This window comes from Mediterraneibacter sp. ICN-202921 (genome assembly GCF_037890075.1).
Lineage (GTDB): Bacteria > Bacillota > Clostridia > Lachnospirales > Lachnospiraceae > Mediterraneibacter > Mediterraneibacter massiliensis.
Genome location: NZ_JBBKBE010000001.1, coordinates 257,284 through 277,353 on the forward strand (window position 1 = coordinate 257,284; position 20,070 = coordinate 277,353).

Consider the following 20,070-nt stretch of genomic DNA (forward strand, 5'->3'; position numbering starts at 1 on the left):
GATCCTCCTTATTTTTTTCTATAGATCAGAGATCGTAATAACTGCTCTAAGAATTCACAGGATCCTTTCGTCTCGATCCCTTCCAGTATTGCAATTGCCTGACCGGTCAGTTCACCTACGATTTCTTTTGCTTCCTGAAGCCCTTTTAAGGTCACATATGTCGTCTTTTCATTTTTCTCATCGCTATGGAGCGGTTTTCCAAGTTCTTCCATCGTCCCGGTCACATCCAGGACATCATCCTGGATCTGAAAAGCGATTCCTATCTTTCCAGCGATCTGTTCTGCCTTCTGCACGTTTTCTTTATCTGCGCCGGCCAGTACTGCTCCGATCATCATGGACGACTCGATGAGTGCCGCGGTCTTTAAGCGATAGATAAAATCTAAGGTTTCTGCAGATACTGCATGTCCGGATTCTTTTACATCCACCACCTGACCGCCGATCATTCCATAAATACCGGCCTTTTTCGCTAGGATCTGTATTGCTTTTCCGATTTTCAGGCTGTTTTCTGGTTCTAAGTCAAATGCCTTGCCTGCTGTTTCAAAGGCATAGTTCAAAAGAGCGTCTCCCGCTAGGATCCCCATGTCCTCTCCGTAGACAATATGTGTCGTCTTGCGTCCTCTGCGGTATGCGTCATTATCCATTGCCGGCAGGTCGTCATGCACAAGAGAGTAAGTATGGATCATTTCCATAGCTGCCATAAAGGGCGCAATACATTTTCCCTCACCTCCAAACAGCTGATACGTCTCCCACATGAGCATAGGCCGCAGACGTTTTCCTCCTGCCATAAGACTATATTCCATCGCCTCCATAATAAGCGCCTGCTTTCCCTCTTTTTCAGGAAGATACTGCTTTAAGATTTGTTCGATCTGTATGACCTTTTTCTGATATTCTTCTTTAAAATTCATGAGCTTCTCCATCCTCGTCCAAGATCAGGACTTTCTTCTCTACTTCATCCATTGTTTCATTACATTTTTTCAAAAGATGCATTCCCTCGTTATAGAGACGGAAAGATTCTTCCAGTGTCACGTCCTCTGCTTCTAAAGCCAACATAACTGTCTCAAGCTTTTCAAATAATCCCTCCAGACCTTCGCGTTTTTCTCTTTCTGCCATCTTTTTATACTCCTTCTTTTGACTCACAAATTCCCTGCTGCTTCTCTACCTCGCAGACTTTCGCCTGCACAACTCCATCTGTCATATATACTTGCAGTATTTCTCCTTTTTCAACCTGCAAAACAGATTTTATATTTTCCTTCCTGCTGTTTTCAATATAAGAATATCCCTGACTCAACTTGCTAAGCGGGGATAATCCTTTCATCCTTTCCGCATATATAGCAAGCCTATGCCTGCTCGTTCTTAATTTTTCCTCCAAAAGCGTACGTATTTTATTTTCCAGATCAGCCGCATACTGTCTGTTGTTAAACAACTTCTGCCTGGGATGAGATAATTTCAGCTTCAGAGCTGCCTGCGCTGCCCTTGCACGTTCCTTCTCGATTTTGCTGAGCATCTGTCTTTTGATTCTTTCCCTCTTCTCGCCCAATACCTGTTTTACATCCCGATAATCATAAACAGCAAGTTCTGCTGCTGCCGAGGGGGTAGGTGCCCGCATATCTGCCACAAAATCTATGATCGTCGTGTCTGTCTCATGCCCCACCGCAGAAATGATCGGAACCCGGCACTCAAATACCGCACGCGCCACAGCTTCTTCATTAAACGCCCACAGATCTTCTATGCTTCCGCCGCCTCTGCCGACGATTATCACATCTACGTTTTTTCTCTCTAGCACATGAATACCACGGATAATACTAGCTGCCGCTCCTTCTCCTTGTACCTGTGCAGGATAAAGCAATAACTGGACAAACGGATTTCTGCGGGAAGCGATGTTGATGATATCTCTTACAGCTGCACCGGTAGAAGCCGTCACAATCCCGACTGTCTGTACAAATTTCGGGATCGGCTGCTTATATTCCGGAGCGAACATTCCCATTTCCGCCAGTTCCTTCTTCAGTGCTTCAAATTTTTCATGCAAGAGCCCTGCTCCGTCTAATAGGATTTCCTTTGCGTAAAGCTGATACTTTCCATCCCGCTCGTAGACGCCTATACTTCCTCCTGCTATGACCTGCTGCCCGTCCCGCATACGAAAAGAAAGCCCTGACCGTGAGCCTGCGAACATGACACAGGCTATCAAGCCGGACTCGTCTTTCAAGGAAAAATAAATGTGCCCCGAGGTATGATATTTACAGTTAGATACCTCTCCCTTTATATATATGCGATTCAGCATAAAGTCCTGCGCAAACATATTTTTGATGTACGCATTGACCTGCTTGACCGTATAGACACTGCGCATAAAAATGCCTCCTGTTTACTCCGCCATTTTAGCCAGGACTCCGTTCACAAAAGCCGGACCGTCCTCACCGCTGAAACGCTTTGCCAGTTCTACCGCCTCGTTAATAGCGACAGAAGTAGGAATATCATCATCCCACAAAATCTCATAAGAAGCAAGTCGCAGGATCGTCAGATCCACTTTATTCATACGGGCAGTCTTCCATCCTTTTGCCTTTTCATTTAAGAGCCTGTCAATCTGCGGCACTTTTTCCACGACTGCATCATACTTTTTCTGTATATATTCTCGATCCTTTTCTTTTGCGTGCGGAATACTGTCAAAATACAACCTTATATGTTCCGGCATATCCTCTTGTTTATTAAATTCAATCTGGAACAACATTTTAAAAATATGCTCCCGAAGTTCTGTTCTTACCATATCTGGTTCCTCCTAAAGGTTTCCTTTAAAATGAAAAAGGATGTCTTACGACATCCCTTATTATACTACATAGATATACGCTTTGGCAATAAAAGCTTACTCCTGAGAACTCATTTCTACTCCCGCGACTTTGATATTTACATCTGCAACTTCTAATCCTGTCATAGTTTCTACTGCATTTTTTACTTTTTCCTGTACCTTGCCGGAAACATCCATAATACTATAATTATATTTTAAATTCAGAGCAAGAGAAACTGTCACAACACCTTCCAACACATCCACTTTTACGCCTTTTGACAGATTTTTCATGCCCAGCCTGCTGATTAGCTCATTCGTGATATTTCCTGCCATAGATGCAACGCCATCCACTTCTGTGGCTGCCAGCGCGGCAATGATCGCAACCACTTCGTCTGCGATCTTTACTTCTCCCATATTTGCATCATTCTGTATTGTATACGTATTTCTTTCGTCTCTTGCCATCTTAAAAACCTCCTGTTTTATTTCCACTCGTTTTGCTTTTTCTCTTTTATCATTATAACAAATATCCCTCTGTTTGCAAAGGGGAATCATCAGGAGCGGCCAAACTCGGATAAGATCAGTCCTTCGTTTCTCTCCTGTGTCATACGGATGCTCCATTCATGTACGAATAAAAGAAGCGGTCTGCCCTTCAGATCTTTGATCTTCTTCATATCAGATGTACCAGTTAGTTTGCTCATATCTATCTCTTCATTTTCTACCCAGCGGATATACTCATATGGCAGAGTTTCAAGGCGTATCTCCACATTATACTCATTTTTCAGACGATATTTGAGCACGTCAAACTGCAGAACCCCGACTACACCGACAATGATCTCTTCCATTCCGGTATTAAACTCCTGAAAGATCTGGATTGCCCCTTCTTGCGCAATCTGGTTGATCCCTTTGACAAACTGTTTTCTCTTCATCGTATCTTCCTGCCGCACCCGTGCAAAATGTTCCGGCGCAAAAGTAGGGATCCCTTCATATGCAAATTTCTTTTTAGATGTTGTCAATGTATCGCCGATCGAAAAAATGCCCGGGTCAAATATACCGATGATATCCCCGCCACATGCTTTGTCTATCATCTTTCTCTCGCTCGCCATCATCTGCTGTGGCTGAGAAAGGCGCACTTCCTTCTTTCCCTGTACATGGTACGCAGACATACCTGCCTGAAATTCTCCCGAGCAGATACGCATAAAGGCGATCCTGTCTCTATGTGCTTTATTCATATTTGCCTGTATCTTAAATACAAACGCCGAAAAATCCGGTTCTGTCATTGGATCTATCTCTCCCTGATCCGACATCCTTGGAAGAGGAGCAGTCGTCATTTTCAAAAAATGCTTTAAGAAAGTCTCCACACCAAAATTTGTAAGCGCCGAACCGAAAAAGACAGGCGACAACTCGCCTTTGTCCACCATTTCCTGATCAAACTCCGCAGCAGCGCCGTCCAATAACTCGATTTCTTCCAACAGATTTGTTTTTGCCTCTGTGCCTATCAGCCAGTCCAATTCCGGATTATTTGCATCTACTGTCTTAACTTCCCCCGTTGTCGTCCCTTTATGCGTCTCAGAAAACAATTCTACTTCTTTCTTTTGTCTGTCATAAACCCCTTTGAATTCCTTTCCCGAACCGATCGGCCAGTTGACCGGACATGTAGCAATTCCCAATTCTTTTTCTATATCATCCAGCAGATCAAATGTATCTTTTGCTTCCCTATCCATCTTATTGATAAATGTAAAGATTGGAATATGACGCATGACACAGACTTTAAACAGCTTTCTCGTCTGAGCCTCCACACCTTTTGACGCATCAATGACCATCACGGCAGAATCCGCGGCCATCAACGTACGGTACGTATCCTCGGAAAAATCCTGGTGTCCCGGCGTATCCAGGATATTAATACAAAATCCGCCGTAATTAAACTGCAGCACAGAAGATGTCACCGAAATTCCTCTTTCCTTTTCAATCTCCATCCAATCCGATACAGCATGTCTGGCAGTCGCTTTTCCCTTTACAGATCCTGCCAGATTGATCGCACCTCCATATAAAAGGAATTTTTCTGTAAGTGTCGTTTTTCCCGCATCCGGGTGAGAAATAATCGCAAATGTTCTTCTTTTTTTGATCTCATTCGTAATTTCGGACATAGCTTCTGATTCTCCTATTTATAAAATTCTGCAGTGCCGGTCTGGTCTGCATGTCTGTTTTAACAAAATGAAACAGACAAAAACAGGCATGTGAGTCCGGCACTGTTCTCCTTCTGGACATACGAATTTAGTTTAGCATATGTAATAAAAGACTGCAATCCCCAACTTACTCGTGTATCGGTGTGATCACGATATTTTCAGGGGCGATTTCTGTCTTGCGTGTCACGATGTCTTCGATCTGCGCACGATTTGCATCTGTCAGTTCTTCTGCATTTACTACAACATCCGCCGAATCTGCTGTTAAGCTTACGACTGCCTCTGAAAATCCTTTAGAAGCCATCAATGTCTCTATAGCTACTTCTTGTTCCGATATTTCCGTAAGCTGTACCATCTGTGCCACTGCGTCCTGTTTTTCTGCGTCGCTTAAATCTGTATTATCGATGATCGCCTGCAAAGTTTCTTTATTCTGCGCGCGCACCTGTTCTCTGGAGATCTTTGCCTGCGCTACAGTGGTATCCGCGCTTCCGCTTGTCAGAACAGCTTCTCCCGGCGTTCCCTCCACCTCAGAATCATTACTTTCAATATCTTCGGAGCCTGTTTCAATGTCTTCTTGAGAAATATCCAGAAGTTCCTGATTTGCCAACTCTGCATTTGCTTCTGTCGTATTTTTCTCTTTTTCTCCGAACAGCTTGCCCGAATAGTTGAGATACCCGGCAATCGCAATCATCACTGCAAGTGTAGTGATAATGATTTGATTCTTCTTAAATAAACGTTTCATGGAATCCTCCTTTATGATGTACTGTGACGTTTCATTATTTTAATCTTATGCGCTTCCACCCCGAATAATGCCTGAACTGCCTCGCTTATATTTTGTACTGTCACTGCGTTGTCTCCTCCGTCTGCCACTACAACTACCCCTTCTACCTCCGGAGTCAATTCCTTACTGACATAGGGAGACTGACTTCCGTCCGCGCCTTGTTCATATACACTCGTCTTATCAGAAGAATTGTCTGTCGTACTGCGAGTCCCTCCTTCACTGTCTGCCTCCTCTGTCGATTGGCTGGATGTCTGCTGATCTTTTTCTATCACCTTTTGCGCAGACGATCTCAATGTAAGCATGACCGATACTTTCCCCACCCCTTCTACTTCTTCTAAAGCTTCTGCTGTTCTCCTCTCTAAATACTCCTGATACGCAGACATGCTTTGATCTTCTGTCTGCTCCTGAAACTGTGCCTGTATTTTTTCTTCTTCCTTTTTATCGTCTTCAGGTACCGGAAATACAATGACCAATAAGAGTATCCCTGCCAGAAGAAGAATCAGTATCTGGTTTTTCTTTGGAAGTTTCTCATTCTTCTTAATTTTAGACAGCCATTCCTTCCATTTATTTTCCAACCTTAATCTCCTCCACCTCTATCTGTCCCCCGCTTTCTTCCATACGTTCCTTGTATTGTTCAGGCACAAACTTGAGGATATCCAGATCTTCAAAATATTGTGCTCTGCGTTCTATTTCTTGTTTTTCCATTTCATATTCTCTGCTGCTATATATAGCTGTGAAAGTGTCCTGCATTCCGGATAGTTTCAAAATTGGTGTACATAAAAGTAGTATTAGAACAAGTCCCGAAAAAAATTGAATATATTTTTTGTATTCTTTTCCCGGTATTACCTGTAAAACCGCTGAAACAACGATCAGATAAGAAGTAATATCCATAATCCAGTCATATAACTGTGTCAACATCTGTTTTCTCCTTTTTGTCCGTCTTTTAAGTCGTCGAAACCGCCACAACTGCAATCGTCAACAGGAAAAGGATCCCTGTAGAAAAAATTACTTTTACGATCAGTTCATAACCCTCACTAACACTCCCTATGCAGCCGACAATCCTCTTGTCGGATACCGGTTGTACTAGGGCAGCGGCAAATTTGTACAGAAACGCCATCAAAAGCATCTGAAGCAGCGGGATCACACAGATTCCTACAGCGATCACAGCTCCTGCCATACCAATCCCATTTTTTATCAATACGGTCGTCCCAAGTATCACATCTGTCACTCCTCCAACTACATTTCCAATGCCCGGCAAAGCCTCCGCCGTTTTTGTAAGTACGCCTCTTTTCAAAGAATCGACCGCCGGGGCGAGAAGCCCTTGTACTACATTGATCCCCAGCACACATGCCAGCAGTGTCTTTAATATCCATGCCACGAGTTTTTGTAAAAGTCCTGCAAACTGTGAGAGAAAGTCTTCCCCTGTCAGATTGCTTAGAACCTGTACCATGATATAAATATTGATAAGCGGAAGTAAAAACTGAAGGATCAGTATTTCCACAACATATATTAAAAATAAGATCACATTATAGAAAAATAATGACGTAACACTTCCTGCCGCAAGCGCTACAGCGAGAAAATAGCTGGGGCATAACACCCTCATAAACGTGGTAAGAAACGACAGTTTTTCCTCCACCCCCTCTATCGCGACACAAAAAGACTGTAAACACAGTACGATCAAAAGCATATACAACACATAAAAACTAATCTCCGATGCCTGTCTGTTTTGGAACGTATTAGAAAAATTTGTAAATACAGCTGCGATCAACGCAATCAACAATATATAAACAAGATTTTGTCTGTTATATCTAAATTCATACGACAGCTGATCTGTAAGAAGAGTGAGCAATAGTTTTCCCGCCTCCTCTATATTTCCAGACAGAAGCGGCATCAAAACATCTTTAAACTTTACTTTTTCCGACGGAAACATCTGCCTTAAGCTTTCATCTACTTCTGAAAAATCAAACTCTTCTATCACAGCTTTCTCTACTTCGTTTTGTATCTGTTTTTCTTCTTCCTCCGTCATTTCTCCTTCTTCTGCAAATACTGTTATTGCGCCGCCGCATACGCTTTTTGTCCACTGCAAAAGAAAAAGCAACAACAAACAGAAAAAAAACGGCCTGCAGAAGCGCTTCATAATAAGAACTCCTGAATTGTTTCTAAAAGTGCAAGCAAAACCGGCATTCCCAATGCCAATATCGTCAATTTACTAAAAATCTCGATCTGTACTGCTATTGTCTGATATCCCGCATCTTTACAGATACTAGAAGAGAATTCTGCGATATATGTGATCCCTATCATTTTCATCATCGTTGAAATATAACTCATGTCTGCCTTGATAAAATGGCTGATCTGTTCTACTGTCCGAATGAATATCTCCAGTCGGTCGACAATACAGGAAAATAAAAGTATGCTAGCCCCTACACCCATATAGATCCCATATTCACTTTTCCCGCTTTTAAACTGGATCGCCAGCAAAGCGCCTATCACACCAATGATCCCTATCTGCAATACGCTCATGCTTTCTCCCCTTCTCTTGAAAACTACATGGAAAACAGTTGTTTGATAGACAGAAACAAATCATAAATATACGGCAGAACCCACGACAGGACTAAGATCAGTCCTGCAAAACTGGTCAGAAAAGCCTGTTCTTCTCTCCCGCTGTGTTTTAATACCTGGCTCAAAATAGAGACCAGTATCCCCACTGCCGCAATTTTAAATATCAGATTTATCGTCATGTCTCCCTCCTGTTTTCTCTTTGTTTGCCTGCTTCCCATATTTTTCCGAACAGAAAGGCGCAGAACTATCTCTAATGTTCAGAGTAATATCACAACCAGAAAAATTCCTCCCATCACTCCCAGCCAACTGCTTATCCGTCTTTTAGAAGCCATCCCTTCCCGCACTTTTTCTATCTCGAGTTCCATTTGATTTAAATAGATCTGCATAGTATGCTGAAAACTCTCTCTGTCAAGCTGTCCCAAAAATGTTCCCAGTTCTTTCAGTTGGATAGAATGTACGCTCTTTAGACGCAGATCACACAGGTATTTATCTATAGAACGATTCCATATCTTTGCAAACCCTTGTTCTCTTCTCGACTCCACCTCATGTTCCATTGCTTTTAGCCATGCACGGTAAGGCTCCTTTACCCGCATGCATATTTTCCCGAACACTTCACTTAATGGCGCATTTGTATACTCCATCTCTCCTTGTATCAGATAAAGGACATGGCGGATATAGAGTAATTTTTCCAAATAGTTTTTTAATTCTGCCGCGTAAAGAAGTCCTCCACATGTCGTTGCTGTAATGATCAGAAAACTTCCTAACACTCGTTGCATAACGAACTCCCCCGCTCATCATAGATTGCCTGAATTTCTCCTGGTTTTCTCTCATTTTTCAGTACAACGTAGCGTTCAAATCGTTTTCTTCGTATCAATTCTCCCAGAACAGGTTTATTTCTGGCTTCTTCCAAAGAAGCGCCATGTACACTCGCAAGCATTTTGCACCCGCACTGCATCGCATATTCAACCGCATGGATCTCTTCCTGCGTGCCGATTTCATCTACAGCGATCACCTGGGGCGCCATAGAACGAATGAGCATGATCATCCCTTCTGCTTTCGGACAGCAATCCAGAATATCCGTTCTGCTCCCCAAATGATTCTGTGCTACTCCCAGATAACATCCTCCCAACTCTGAACGCTCATCCACGACTCCCACTGTACAGCCTTTCACATATTCATTTCCATCCGAGATCTGCCGGACTAAATCCCGTATCAAAGTGGTCTTTCCACAACGAGGCGGAGAAATGATCAATGTATGACATACCTGTCTATTTTTTGTTATAAAAGGAAGAAGTCCCTCTGCACATCCCAGGATCTCATGAGACATCCTAATATTAATAGATGAAATATACTGTATGTTTTTTACCTTGCCTTGTTCTACGATCACTTTACCTGTCACACCTGTCCGGTGTCCTCCTTCTATTGTCAAAAATCCTTGTTTTAGTTCATGTTCATAGGCATACAGAGAATAATGACTGATATACTCCATCGTCTCTCTAATTACCTCCTTAGTAACAATGTATTTCTGTTTTTCTCTTATCGGGAGTGTTTTTTCCTCATTATCATAGATCACACGTAAAGGCTGTCCTATTCTGAGCCGTATCTCCTGTAAATATGTAAATTCCATCTTTTCCTCCTCCAAGATCTTACGCACTGTTCTTGCCAGAACTTGTAGGATCTGCGCTTTTCTTTTCTCTGCTTCCATCTTGTCCACCTCTTAAAACAATATATATTGAGAAAAGAAATAAAATATGACTGAAAATATAAATTTATTACTTGATCAATAGTGCTTTTACTTCTTCTACGGTCAATACTTTGCCATAGGATATAACTTTGCCATTAAACACAAGCGCAGGCGTAGACATTACTCCATAACCGGCGATTTCTGAAAAATCTGTAATATGTTCAATATCATAATCTAATTGCAGTTCAGATAATGCAGTTCTAGTTGCTTTTTTCTTTCCAAATAATTTCATTTCTTATTCGCTCCTTTTAAATAAATATCGTACTAAAAATATTAAAGAGATAACCTACAATGATAATACCAACTGTGCAAATGGTAATAAACAGTGTCAATAATTTAGGCTTTACTGCCTTTTTCAACATGATCAAAGACGGCAAACTTAATGTTGTTACCGCCATCATAAACGATAAAATCGTACCTAACTGTGCTCCCTTCGCAAGTAATGCCTCCGCGACTGGAATTGTCCCAAAAATATCCGCATACATAGGAACTCCGATAAGAGTAGCTAAAATAACACCAAACGGGTTATTACTTCCTAAAATGTTTTCAATCCATCTTTTAGGTATCCAATTATGGATGATTGCTCCGATACCCACACCAATTAAAATGTATGGGAATACTTTTTTCAATGTTCCTACAACTTGTTCCTTTGCATATCGAACTCTGTCCTTTTTGGTTAAAGCAGGAGAACTAATATCCACATTACTTGCATTTTTGACGAAATCTTCTACATATTTTTCCATATATAATTTTTCAATCAAAGTACCGCCGATCACAGCAATAATCAAACCGACGATCACATAAGCAAAGGCAACTTTAGCTCCGAAAATGCTCATTAACAATACAAGACTTCCTAAATCAACCATAGGAGAAGAAATCAAAAAAGAAAACGTTACGCCCAGTGGTAATCCTGCACTTGTAAAACCTATAAATAGAGGGATAGAAGAACAGGAACAAAATGGCGTAACTGTTCCTAATAGTGCGGAGATAATATTTGCTCCGATTCCATGAAACTGTCCTAAAATCTGTCTGCTCCGTTCCGGTGGAAAATAACTTTGAATATACGAAATTAAAAAAATTAATAAACATAATAAAATTGTGATCTTGATTACATCATATAGAAAGAATTGAACACTTCCGCCTAAACGGCTGTCGATATCTACACTAAGTAGTGATAGTCCCTTGCCTATTAAGCCATTCAACCATTTCATACCTAATATTTGGTCTTGAAAAAATAACCATATTACATTTACTGCTTCCAAAACAATTCCTCCTTTATATATCATATCAACTTTTTTTGATTTGATAAAGTTTTATAAAAGCCATCTTTCGATGACCTTTATTTGCAACAATTTGCTTAATTTTCGCTATTTGGCGCCGTTAATTCCAACAAGCGTTTTGACGCATATTCACTCCCTTTTTTGTTAAGGCTGTAATGCGTCCATTTTCCCTCTTGTCTTGCACTCACAATACCGGAGTCGCAAAGTATCTTCATGTGATAAGATAAAGACGATTGTCCTATATTCATATTTTCAATCAGAACACACGCACATTTCTCACCACTTTTTAAGTAATCTAAAATCATTAATCTTTTTGTATCACAGAGAGCCCTGAAAATTTTCACATCTTTTGAAAAATCTGTCACTGCCGCCACTCCTTATATCAAATATTTTTGATGTGTTTATTATAAAACGCTTACAAAAATTTGTCAATATTTCAATCAATAACTATAAAAGTGTATCCGTCCATCCCTGTTCCGCTCTGCCTCCTCCCCAAATTTTTCTTGTAAACGCTCTTTCATATGGATATAATATCTCTAGAAATCACACAGAGATACGATTATTTTTCATACTATAGACTGGAGGCCGTGAATTTGAAAACGATTTTGATTGTAGACGATGATGTATCCATAGGAAATATGCTAGAAGAACTCCTTATACGCGAGGGATATGCTGCTGCCCGCGCCTATTCCGGGACAGAAGTCCTTTTATATCTGAAAGACCACACGCCCGATCTGATCCTGCTGGATCTGATGCTGCCGGGATTAAACGGAGAGGAACTGCTTCCTTATATCAAAGACTTGCCTGTCATTGTTGTCAGCGCCAAAACAGATGTGTGCGGTAAAGTAGCATTGCTCAGGGGAGGCGCTGTAGACTATATGACCAAACCTTTTAACACAGCAGAGTTACTTGCACGCATAGAAGTACATTTACGGAATCGGACATTGTCTGCTTCTTCTCTTCTGTGCTTTGAACCTATACAGATGGACCTGTCCTCCCGCCGTGTCACTGTAAACGGTATTTCTGTAAAGCTGACAAAAACAGAATATGCGATTCTCAAGCTTTTGTTAAAAAATCCGTCCCAGGTCATCACAAAATCTGTCATGCTGGATGAGATAAGTGCCGATACTCCTGACTGCGTAGAAAGTTCTCTAAAAGTGCATATCAGTAACCTGCGCCGAAAATTAAAGGAAGCCGACGGCAAAGATCATATTGAATCTGTATGGGGAATCGGATTTAAGATAAGAGAAAATCCTTAACCATTTCTTTACGTTTTCCTTTACTGGTTTCTTAACTCGTATACAGTAAAATACTCCTATCAACAACAAGGAGGATTCATATTTATGGAGTATATTCTGACAACAGATTCCCTTTCCAAACACTATGGGAATTTTAAAGCATTGGATATGCTTTGTATGCATATTCCAAAAGGAGCGATCTATGGTTTCGTCGGCAAAAACGGCGCCGGAAAAACCACGCTTATCCGTCTGATCTGCGGACTGCAGAAGCCGACCCAGGGAACCTATACATTGTATGGGACTAAACACACAAAAAAGGAGATACAGCAATGCCGCCGCAGGATAGGAGCTGTCGTCGAGACCCCTTCTATTTATCTGGATATGACGGCCGAAGAAAATCTGCGGGAACAATACCGGATCTTAGGTCTGCCTTCTTTTGATGATATCCCGGAACTGCTCTGCCTTGTAGGACTAGCAGATACAGGAAAAAAGAAGGCCAAAAATTTTTCTCTTGGTATGCGGCAGCGGCTTGGTATTGCCGTCGCACTTGCAGGCAGTCCGGATTTTCTTGTTCTGGATGAACCGATCAATGGATTGGATCCGCAAGGGATCATTGAAATGCGGGAACTGATACTCAAACTGAACCGGGAAAAACAGATCACGGTATTGATATCCAGTCATATTCTGGATGAATTGTCCCGTCTTGCCACTTGTTACGGTTTCATAGACAATGGCCGTATGATAAAAGAGATCGGGGCAAAAGAGCTGGAAGCCGCATGCCGTAAGTGTATCCGTATACAGGTTTCTGATATGAAAGCGCTCGCTCTGACATTGGACACGATGGGGATCGATTATCATATTTTATCAGACACCCTGGCAGATATCTTTTCAAAAGTCAATATTTCCCAACTTGCTCTTTCCCTTCTTGAACGGGACTGCGATATCCTCTCTGTCACCGAACGGGAAGAAACACTGGAAAGCTATTATGTTAATCTGATCGGAGGTGCCCACAATGTATAAGCTGCTTGCTGCCAATTTTTCCCGTTTAAAAAAAGATAAAACCTTCTGGATCTGTAACGTCTTTATGATCGTTCTCTCTGTTTTTCTGGAGATCACCTATTACAGAAATATGATCCTACATGATTTTACTATCACCTTGGAAACACTATTTTTCACTTATTGTACCTTTATTGGCATCCTGCTGTCCGCTTTTGTCAGCCTTTTTATCGGGACGGAATACAGCGACGGTACGATCCGTAATAAAATTGTCGTCGGACATTCCCGCTGTGCCATTTATCTGGCAAATCTGCTCGCCTGCTGTTTTGCCGGACTGGTCATGTGCCTTTGTTTTATCCTTCCTACACTGGCGATCGGGATTGTACTTTTTGGTTTTTTCTCCGCAGACTTGCGCTTTATCCTGCTCATTTTCTTTTTGAGCATTGCCATGATGTTTGCTTTTGTCTCACTTTTCACTTTGATCTCCATGCTGAAGCAAAGCCGGGCCATAGCATCTGTCATCAATATACTGGGTGTCTTTCTGCTTTTATTTCTCGCGGCATATATCAATGCGCGTCTCCAGGAGCCCGAAACCTATGACGCTTATATATATGCCACAGATTCCGGCGTGATCGAAGAAGAAGGCGAAGAAAAAAATCCCAATTACCTCTCCGGAAGAAAAAGAAGCATATACCAATTTTGCTTTGATGCGCTTCCCACCGGGCAATCTATCCAGTTCACACAGATGCTCCCTGACAATCCCTTAGTATCCGGCCTTTCTTCAGCCGCCGTCTGTGTACTCGCCTCCGGAGCCGGAATGGTGGCATTTCGCAAAAAAGATATCCAATAACATGGCAGCAGCCGTAAAATTATGGAAAGGACCTTCCACATATATGACATTTTACCTTACGTGCATCCTCTTTATTCTCAGTATCCTCTTGCTCTGGCTTTCTATAAAGATCTGGCTTCTAAAAAAATCTGCCAGAGAAATAGAGACACAGTTTACCGCAAGATTACAGGAAGATACGAATATCCTGATCAGTATATCCGGCCGAGATCCATCTATGCAGAAATTAGCTGCTCAAATCAACATACAGCTAAAAGAACTCCGTGTACAGCGCCATCGTTTTTTACAGGGAGATCTGGAACTCAAAGAAGCGGTAACGAATATATCTCATGATCTGCGAACTCCGCTCACCGCCATCTTTGGCTATCTTGATTTGTTAGAAAAGGAAGAAACAACAGAAACTGCAGAACGTTACCTTCATATCGTCCGGGAACGCGCCGTCGTTTTGCGGCAATTGACGGAAGAATTATTTCGTTATTCTGTATTTTCTTCCTTGTCAAAAGAAGTAAACTACACGCCTGTCATTTTAAACAAGGCGCTTGAATACAGCATATCGGCATACTATGCAGCATTAAAGCAAAAAAAGATCTGTCCCGTGATCTCCCTGTCCGGAGAAAAGATACAGCGTACCCTGGACTTTGATATGCTTCTGCGCATTTTCGCAAATATCTTGAGCAATGTGCTCAAATACAGCGACGGAGACCTGCATATCACGCTGGAAAATACCGGAGAAATTATTTTTTCCAATCACGCTGCCAACATGGATGAAATTCAGGCAAAAAGGCTGTTCGACCGTTTTTATACGGTCGAAACAGCCTCCAAGTCAACAGGACTTGGGCTTTCTATCGCAAAAGCCCTCACAGAACAAATGCATGGGACGATCGATGCTGTATATCACGACGGGGTCTTAAGTATTCATCTGTTCTTTCCTGCCTGAAATTCCGCAATTTTTTCCAGCCGGCTTTTCACCCTTCTTTCAGCGCCTTCTTCTGTAGGCATATAGTACCGCCTGTCTCTTAAGGCGTCCGGCATGCACTGCATATGTGCCATTTTTTCTTCTGTATCATGTGCATAGATATAGCCTTTTCCATATTCCAGCTCTTTCATAAGTCTGGTAGGCGCATTGCGCAGATGTAGGGGGACCGGTTGTGCCGGCATATTTTTTATATCCTGTTTACATTTCTCACATGCCCTATATAATGCATTTGACTTGGGCGCTGCTGCCAGATAAGTAACCGCATGAGTCAGATGCACATCACATTCCGGCATTCCCAGAAAATGGCATGCCTGATATGCCGCCACCGCTACCTGTAATGCGTTGCTGTCTGCCATTCCAATATCCTCACTGGCGAACCGTACCAGACGCCTGGCGATGTACAGAGGATCCTCTCCGCCATCCAACATACGGCACATCCAATAGATTGCCGCATCTACATCACTGTTTCGCATGGATTTGTGAAGCGCGGATATTAGATTATAATGCTCCTCTCCTGTTTTATCATACAAAAGAGAGCGATGGCTAATACACTGCGCCAGTCCTTCCTCTGTAACTAGAATTCCCTGCGCACTGATCTCTCCGTTTAACACTGCCATCTCCAGCGTATTTAAAGCTGTGCGGGCATCCCCGTTAGCAAAGGCTGCGATCGCCTTCAGATCATCCTCTGTGATCTGCACGTTCTGCCCGCCAAACCCTGCCGGATTTGAAAGAGCATTCTTTAAAAGCTTTATCACATCTTTTTCTTCCAGCGCTTTTAGTACAAACACACGGCATCTGGATAGAAGCGCCGCATTGATCTCAAAAGATGGATTTTCTGTTGTTGCTCCTATTAGTATGATACTTCCCTTTTCCACAAAAGGCAAAAACGCGTCCTGCTGCGCCTTATTAAACCTATGGATCTCGTCTACAAATAAGACTGTCCGCATGCCCATTCTGCGGCTCTGCTCCGCCCTGTTCATAACCTCCTTGATTTCCTTGATGCCACTTGTCACTGCGCTGAAATTAATAAACTCTGCCTTTGTCTTTCCTGCTATGATACTGGCAAGCGTTGTCTTTCCTACTCCGGGAGGTCCCCAGAATATCATGGAGGATATCTGATCCCGCTCAATAAGCTGCCGCAGCACCTTTCCCGGGCCAAGGAGATGCTCCTGACCTGCGAATTTTTCAAGAGAATCCGGCCGTATCCTGCTGGCGAGCGGTACTATAGCCGGACGATTTCCAAATAATGTCATCTGTTCCATCTATACATCCCTCTGTTCTTAAACCAAACAACCTGTTCATTTTTATTTTACTCTTGTGAAAAGGAAATCACAAGCTTATCTGCTCCTCAATAGCGACCATTATTACTGTCAAAAGCGTTACTGCAAGAATCGATCCGCCTACTCCTGTAAATGAACAAATCGCCGTTGTAGTCACCCTCGGATACGAAATGCCGAGATTCTCTGTATTTGCTGTGTCTGCATTATTTCTTGTCCTCTCTTATCTTTTTGTTATAAAGAATGATTTGTATCCTCGCAGGTTTTCTAATCCCGCAAGGACGGCGGTAGCATTTTTAACCTGCTATTTCTACACTCCGCCAAGTAAATTCAGCGTATATTTTGGATGGTTTCAGAATGAGTTCTTGTTGAATTTGGCAGGATATGGTTTTTCCATGAAAAATAATACATATTAAAATTTTTAGATATTTATAAAACCAAAATAGATTTGATTTCGTCTTTATAAGTAGAACACATACAAAGGAGGATTTTAAATATGTATTGTATGACAAAGATTTTTCTTTCTGTACAACTTTCGGACGGAGTATTTAGAATTGAGGCAGAGGAAAACTTGTCAAAAGAAGAGCGTTTTGATAAAATAAATTAAGGCACTACATGAGAACGGTAGGCGGTTAGTCCTTCAGCAGAGGGACTGAGCCCTCTGATTACATAGAAATCCTGCTTACAGGAAATCTGGGAAAGGAGGGCAAACTTATGAGCAATTTCGAGATGCTCTCCATCGTACTGATGATACTTAGTATTGTCGTAACGATTCTGATTGCATACATAAATCAATCAAAAAAGTAACCGCCCTGACCAATGATATGATACCCTCAAGTAGGACACAAAAATATAAAAACCTACTTGGGGGTATTTTATGTCCAGAAAAAGTAAAATTGATGCAGTAAAAAAGGTAGAAATCGTAGAACAGTACCTGAACGGAGAACTTAGCCAAAAAGGCGCTGCAAAAATGTGCGGTGTAAATAAGCGGAGTGTTCAGGATTGGATCAGGATCTATAAAACAGACGGACCAGAAAGTTTACTGTCCCCTAAGACAAATAAACGCTACTCAAAAGAATTGAAATTGCAGGCAGTTCATGCGTACCTTTCCGGAGAGGGATCGTTAGATGAAATATGTGTAAAATTCGGAATTCGACAGCATTCTCAACTTTCAAGTTGGATCAAGGCGTATAATGAAGGTAAGGAATTAAAAGAATTTACCGGAGGTAGCGCTATGAAGAAAGCAAGAAAAACAACACTGGCGGAACGGATCTGCATTGTAAAAGACTGTCTTGACCATGACCGGAATTATGGGGCAATGGCCTTGAAGTATGATTGCTCCTATCAGCAGGTCCGAAATTGGGTGGACCGGTATGAAAAAATGGGAAGTGCCGGTTTGGAGGATAGGAGAGGCAGGCGGATCGGCTCTAAGCCAAGCCGCACTCCAGAAGAAGAATTACGGGACCGTATCGCAGAGCTGGAACGAAAAAATAAAGACTTACAGATGGAGAATGACCTGTTAAAAAAAGTAAGGGAATTAGAAAGGAGGGATCGCTTTCTTTAATACATAAATTATGTGAATATCAGGCAATCAGGGAACTGTCCAAATCAAAAGGATATCCGGTCAGACAAATGTGCAGATACCTTGGAATTACTCGTTCTTCTTATTACCGATGGCTGAAACATCCAAAAAGTGACAATGAGATCAGGAATGAACAGATTGCCGATATTATCAGGAAAATACATCGGCTGCATCCAGATATGGGGTATCGGCGTATCCGTGATGAACTAGCTGTAAATTATGGGATTCCTGCAAATGATAAGAGGATTCTGAGAATCTGCCGGAAAATCGGAATACAGTCATCTATCAAATGGAAGCCGAAGAGCTGTACGAAACCAGACAGGAATCCCTCCCACATTGCGAAAAACTTTCTTCACCGGGAGTTTCACGCAGATAAACCGAATAAGAAATGGCTGACAGATGTAACAGAGTTCAAATATTATATAGGGGTAGAAGTACACAAAATATATTTAAGTGCGATTCTTGATCTGTGCGACCGCAGGATTGTCTCGTATGAAATCAGCACGCATAATGATAATGCCCTTGTTATGGATACATTTGATCAGGCGGTAAAAGCAGAGCCTGATGCGCATCCGCTTTTTCATTCGGACCGGGGATTCCAATATACCAGTCAGGCATTTTATAGTCGGCTGAAGAAACATCATATGAAACAAAGCATGTCCAGAGTTGCACACTGTATTGACAATGGACCAATGGAAGGATTTTGGGGAATCTTAAAACGGGAAATGTATTATGGGAAACGCTTTACATCAAACGAAGAATTAATCCAAAGCATCCAAGACTATATTGAATACTATAACAACCGACGACTACAGCGTAAGTTACATATAATGACACCAATGGCCTTTCATGAATTTACGTTGAAAGCAGCATAAAAATACCGCCAGCCGGTTAATAGGCTGACGGAGAAAAATTTATTATTTTTCATTGTTCTCTTGACGGGTAGCACACCATTTTGTTTTTGCAGGCTTCAGGATTTTCATTTCCCATTCAATGTCTGTTTTATCCAACGGAGTTGGATTTTTGAATTCATCTCTTGTATCCCGATATTTTGGAACCGGACACATGATTCCTATACCATATTCCTTTTTTAGTTCTTCAGTCAATTCTTTATATACGGAAATAGGCATTACAAAATAATTTTTTTCTGTTATGAAATTTTTTCCATATCCGCTATGATAGTCTGATTTACAGCTTTTCAGCTCATACGAAATAAAATATCCCTTCTCTAATCCATCTACATAGACGCAGTTTACCGGCACAAATTGCATGAAATCCACACGGCGAACCTTTGCTGTACCATAGTCTAATGATACCTCACTGGCATAGTACTTTCCCTGTCCGGACAGCCGGTCTTGTATCAGTAGATGTTGTAGGAATTTCGTAATTTCCTTCCTTGTCATGTGTATACCTCACACTTCATTAAATTTCAATCCATACAGACATTCCACGACCGCATTTACACCAAATACTTCAAAATTTCGTTCCAGATGCATCAGCTGTGTATCATCATACATCGAAAACCTGTCTTCAATAATTTTAATCTCTTCTGCTGTAGGACTAAAGCAGGTCTGTATCTTTTCCATCAGAAGAGTATGTACCTCGTTTCGCTCCATATTTTTCCATCCCCATCATTTTGTAATACTGGAAACAATCTTTGCAGACACATAATTTTCTTTGTTTCTGACAACGGCTGACTGACGCTCCTCGTGAAGTTTTTTGGCCATGTCTTTGTCATATCTTATTTTAATTATTCCTTTCTTTCCCATAATCTTAATCCTTTCATTTTTTGATTTCTATTTGTAGTATGTTAAATATGTTTACTGCAAATAAC

General features: G+C 41.6%; 26 protein-coding genes and 1 pseudogene. 6 read left to right on the forward strand and 21 right to left on the reverse strand.

From position 1 onward, the window contains the following. Window positions 1–8: 8 nt before the first annotated feature. The 17 genes and pseudogenes from WKT01_RS01230 to WKT01_RS01310 form a co-directional block, all read right to left on the reverse strand. Window positions 9–905: a polyprenyl synthetase family protein gene (locus WKT01_RS01230; protein ID WP_270394745.1), complete on the reverse strand. Its 897-nt coding sequence runs from the start codon at window positions 903–905 to the stop codon at window positions 9–11. After that, window positions 895–1,110, reverse strand: a complete 216-nt coding sequence (xseB, locus tag WKT01_RS01235) for an exodeoxyribonuclease VII small subunit (protein ID WP_270394746.1) — start codon at window positions 1,108–1,110, stop codon at window positions 895–897. The genes WKT01_RS01230 and xseB overlap by 11 nt, the downstream gene beginning before the upstream one ends. A 4-nt stretch (window positions 1,111–1,114) precedes the next feature. Next, window positions 1,115–2,344 carry an exodeoxyribonuclease VII large subunit gene (gene xseA, locus WKT01_RS01240; protein ID WP_270394747.1) on the reverse strand — a complete coding sequence of 410 codons (1,230 nt, stop codon included), beginning with the start codon at window positions 2,342–2,344 and terminating at the stop codon, window positions 1,115–1,117. A gap of 15 nt (window positions 2,345–2,359) precedes the next feature. Next, the gene (nusB, locus tag WKT01_RS01245; protein ID WP_059069735.1) at window positions 2,360–2,758 is read right to left on the reverse strand and encodes a transcription antitermination factor NusB; all 399 of its coding nucleotides are present in this window, start codon (window positions 2,756–2,758) and stop codon (window positions 2,360–2,362) included. A gap of 96 nt (window positions 2,759–2,854) precedes the next feature. Further along, window positions 2,855–3,238, reverse strand: a complete 384-nt coding sequence (locus tag WKT01_RS01250; protein ID WP_059069738.1) for an Asp23/Gls24 family envelope stress response protein — start codon at window positions 3,236–3,238, stop codon at window positions 2,855–2,857. Window positions 3,239–3,327: 89 nt separating this feature from the next. Then, window positions 3,328–4,920: a peptide chain release factor 3 gene (locus WKT01_RS01255; protein ID WP_059069740.1), complete on the reverse strand. Its 1,593-nt coding sequence runs from the start codon at window positions 4,918–4,920 to the stop codon at window positions 3,328–3,330. Window positions 4,921–5,086: 166 nt separating this feature from the next. After that, entirely contained in the window at window positions 5,087–5,698 is a 612-nt protein-coding gene (locus WKT01_RS01260) for a SpoIIIAH-like family protein (protein ID WP_059069742.1), read from the reverse strand. Between the two features lie 11 nt (window positions 5,699–5,709). Further along, complete coding sequence (locus WKT01_RS01265) at window positions 5,710–6,312, reverse strand: hypothetical protein (RefSeq protein WP_059069744.1); 603 nt, start codon at window positions 6,310–6,312, stop codon at window positions 5,710–5,712. Continuing rightward, a complete protein-coding gene (locus tag WKT01_RS01270; protein ID WP_059069746.1) occupies window positions 6,302–6,655 on the reverse strand; it encodes a stage III sporulation protein AF in 354 nt (117 codons plus the stop codon). The genes WKT01_RS01265 and WKT01_RS01270 overlap by 11 nt, the downstream gene beginning before the upstream one ends. 25 nt (window positions 6,656–6,680) lie before the next feature. Then, on the reverse strand, window positions 6,681–7,874 hold the full coding sequence (locus WKT01_RS01275; protein ID WP_059069748.1) for a stage III sporulation protein AE: 1,194 nt from the start codon (window positions 7,872–7,874) through the stop codon (window positions 6,681–6,683). Continuing rightward, complete coding sequence (locus tag WKT01_RS01280) at window positions 7,871–8,257, reverse strand: SpoIIIAC/SpoIIIAD family protein (protein WP_059069749.1); 387 nt, start codon at window positions 8,255–8,257, stop codon at window positions 7,871–7,873. Before WKT01_RS01280 ends, WKT01_RS01275 begins: the two co-directional genes overlap by 4 nt. Before the next feature lie 23 nt (window positions 8,258–8,280). After that, a complete protein-coding gene (spoIIIAC, locus tag WKT01_RS01285) occupies window positions 8,281–8,475 on the reverse strand; it encodes a stage III sporulation protein AC (RefSeq protein ID WP_059069751.1) in 195 nt (64 codons plus the stop codon). 78 nt (window positions 8,476–8,553) lie between these two features. Continuing rightward, window positions 8,554–9,072, reverse strand: a complete 519-nt coding sequence (locus WKT01_RS01290) for a stage III sporulation protein AB (protein ID WP_117974157.1) — start codon at window positions 9,070–9,072, stop codon at window positions 8,554–8,556. Next, window positions 9,057–10,001 (reverse strand): stage III sporulation protein AA, encoded by a 945-nt coding sequence (gene spoIIIAA, locus WKT01_RS01295; protein ID WP_117974155.1) that lies wholly within the window; start codon window positions 9,999–10,001, stop codon window positions 9,057–9,059. The genes WKT01_RS01290 and spoIIIAA overlap by 16 nt, the downstream gene beginning before the upstream one ends. 67 nt (window positions 10,002–10,068) lie before the next feature. Next, a pseudogene (locus WKT01_RS01300) lies at window positions 10,069–10,254 on the reverse strand (thioredoxin family protein); the annotation flags it as partial. A gap of 34 nt (window positions 10,255–10,288) precedes the next feature. Beyond that, entirely contained in the window at window positions 10,289–11,302 is a 1,014-nt protein-coding gene (locus WKT01_RS01305) for a permease (protein WP_340311323.1), read from the reverse strand. A 95-nt stretch (window positions 11,303–11,397) separates the two neighbouring features. Continuing rightward, window positions 11,398–11,685: an ArsR/SmtB family transcription factor gene (locus tag WKT01_RS01310; RefSeq protein ID WP_117974150.1), complete on the reverse strand. Its 288-nt coding sequence runs from the start codon at window positions 11,683–11,685 to the stop codon at window positions 11,398–11,400. A gap of 228 nt (window positions 11,686–11,913) precedes the next feature. On the opposite strand from WKT01_RS01310, the gene WKT01_RS01315 reads away from it, so the two are divergent. The 4 genes from WKT01_RS01315 to WKT01_RS01330 all read left to right on the forward strand — a co-directional run bounded on the left by WKT01_RS01315 (window position 11,914) and on the right by WKT01_RS01330 (window position 15,338). Next, window positions 11,914–12,579: a response regulator transcription factor gene (locus tag WKT01_RS01315; RefSeq protein ID WP_270394754.1), complete on the forward strand. Its 666-nt coding sequence runs from the start codon at window positions 11,914–11,916 to the stop codon at window positions 12,577–12,579. A gap of 84 nt (window positions 12,580–12,663) precedes the next feature. Beyond that, window positions 12,664–13,578, forward strand: a complete 915-nt coding sequence (locus WKT01_RS01320; protein WP_340311324.1) for an ATP-binding cassette domain-containing protein — start codon at window positions 12,664–12,666, stop codon at window positions 13,576–13,578. Next, window positions 13,571–14,404 carry an ABC transporter permease subunit gene (locus tag WKT01_RS01325; protein ID WP_117974144.1) on the forward strand — a complete coding sequence of 278 codons (834 nt, stop codon included), beginning with the start codon at window positions 13,571–13,573 and terminating at the stop codon, window positions 14,402–14,404. Before WKT01_RS01320 ends, WKT01_RS01325 begins: the two co-directional genes overlap by 8 nt. Window position 14,405: 1 nt before the next feature. Beyond that, on the forward strand, window positions 14,406–15,338 hold the full coding sequence (locus tag WKT01_RS01330) for a sensor histidine kinase (RefSeq protein WP_330671035.1): 933 nt from the start codon (window positions 14,406–14,408) through the stop codon (window positions 15,336–15,338). Here WKT01_RS01330 and WKT01_RS01335 read toward each other — a convergent pair. After that, complete coding sequence (locus tag WKT01_RS01335) at window positions 15,317–16,639, reverse strand: replication-associated recombination protein A (RefSeq protein ID WP_117974142.1); 1,323 nt, start codon at window positions 16,637–16,639, stop codon at window positions 15,317–15,319. The two genes, WKT01_RS01330 and WKT01_RS01335, sit on opposite strands and share 22 nt — an antisense overlap. An 892-nt stretch (window positions 16,640–17,531) precedes the next feature. Between WKT01_RS01335 and WKT01_RS01340 the strand changes: the two genes are divergently transcribed. Beyond that, complete coding sequence (locus WKT01_RS01340) at window positions 17,532–18,218, forward strand: helix-turn-helix domain-containing protein (protein WP_270394756.1); 687 nt, start codon at window positions 17,532–17,534, stop codon at window positions 18,216–18,218. Between the two features lie 35 nt (window positions 18,219–18,253). Continuing rightward, the gene (locus WKT01_RS01345; protein WP_340311367.1) at window positions 18,254–19,111 is read left to right on the forward strand and encodes an IS3 family transposase; all 858 of its coding nucleotides are present in this window, start codon (window positions 18,254–18,256) and stop codon (window positions 19,109–19,111) included. Window positions 19,112–19,153: 42 nt separating this feature from the next. Here WKT01_RS01345 and WKT01_RS01350 read toward each other — a convergent pair whose 3' ends face one another. The 3 genes from WKT01_RS01350 to WKT01_RS01360 are packed head-to-tail and all read right to left on the reverse strand — an operon-like array spanning window position 19,154 to window position 20,005. Then, entirely contained in the window at window positions 19,154–19,639 is a 486-nt protein-coding gene (locus WKT01_RS01350) for a hypothetical protein (RefSeq protein ID WP_117975509.1), read from the reverse strand. Between the two features lie 9 nt (window positions 19,640–19,648). Next, the gene (locus WKT01_RS01355) at window positions 19,649–19,852 is read right to left on the reverse strand and encodes a hypothetical protein (protein WP_117975510.1); all 204 of its coding nucleotides are present in this window, start codon (window positions 19,850–19,852) and stop codon (window positions 19,649–19,651) included. A 15-nt stretch (window positions 19,853–19,867) separates the two neighbouring features. Further along, window positions 19,868–20,005: a hypothetical protein gene (locus WKT01_RS01360; RefSeq protein ID WP_270394759.1), complete on the reverse strand. Its 138-nt coding sequence runs from the start codon at window positions 20,003–20,005 to the stop codon at window positions 19,868–19,870. Window positions 20,006–20,070: the final 65 nt, after the last annotated feature.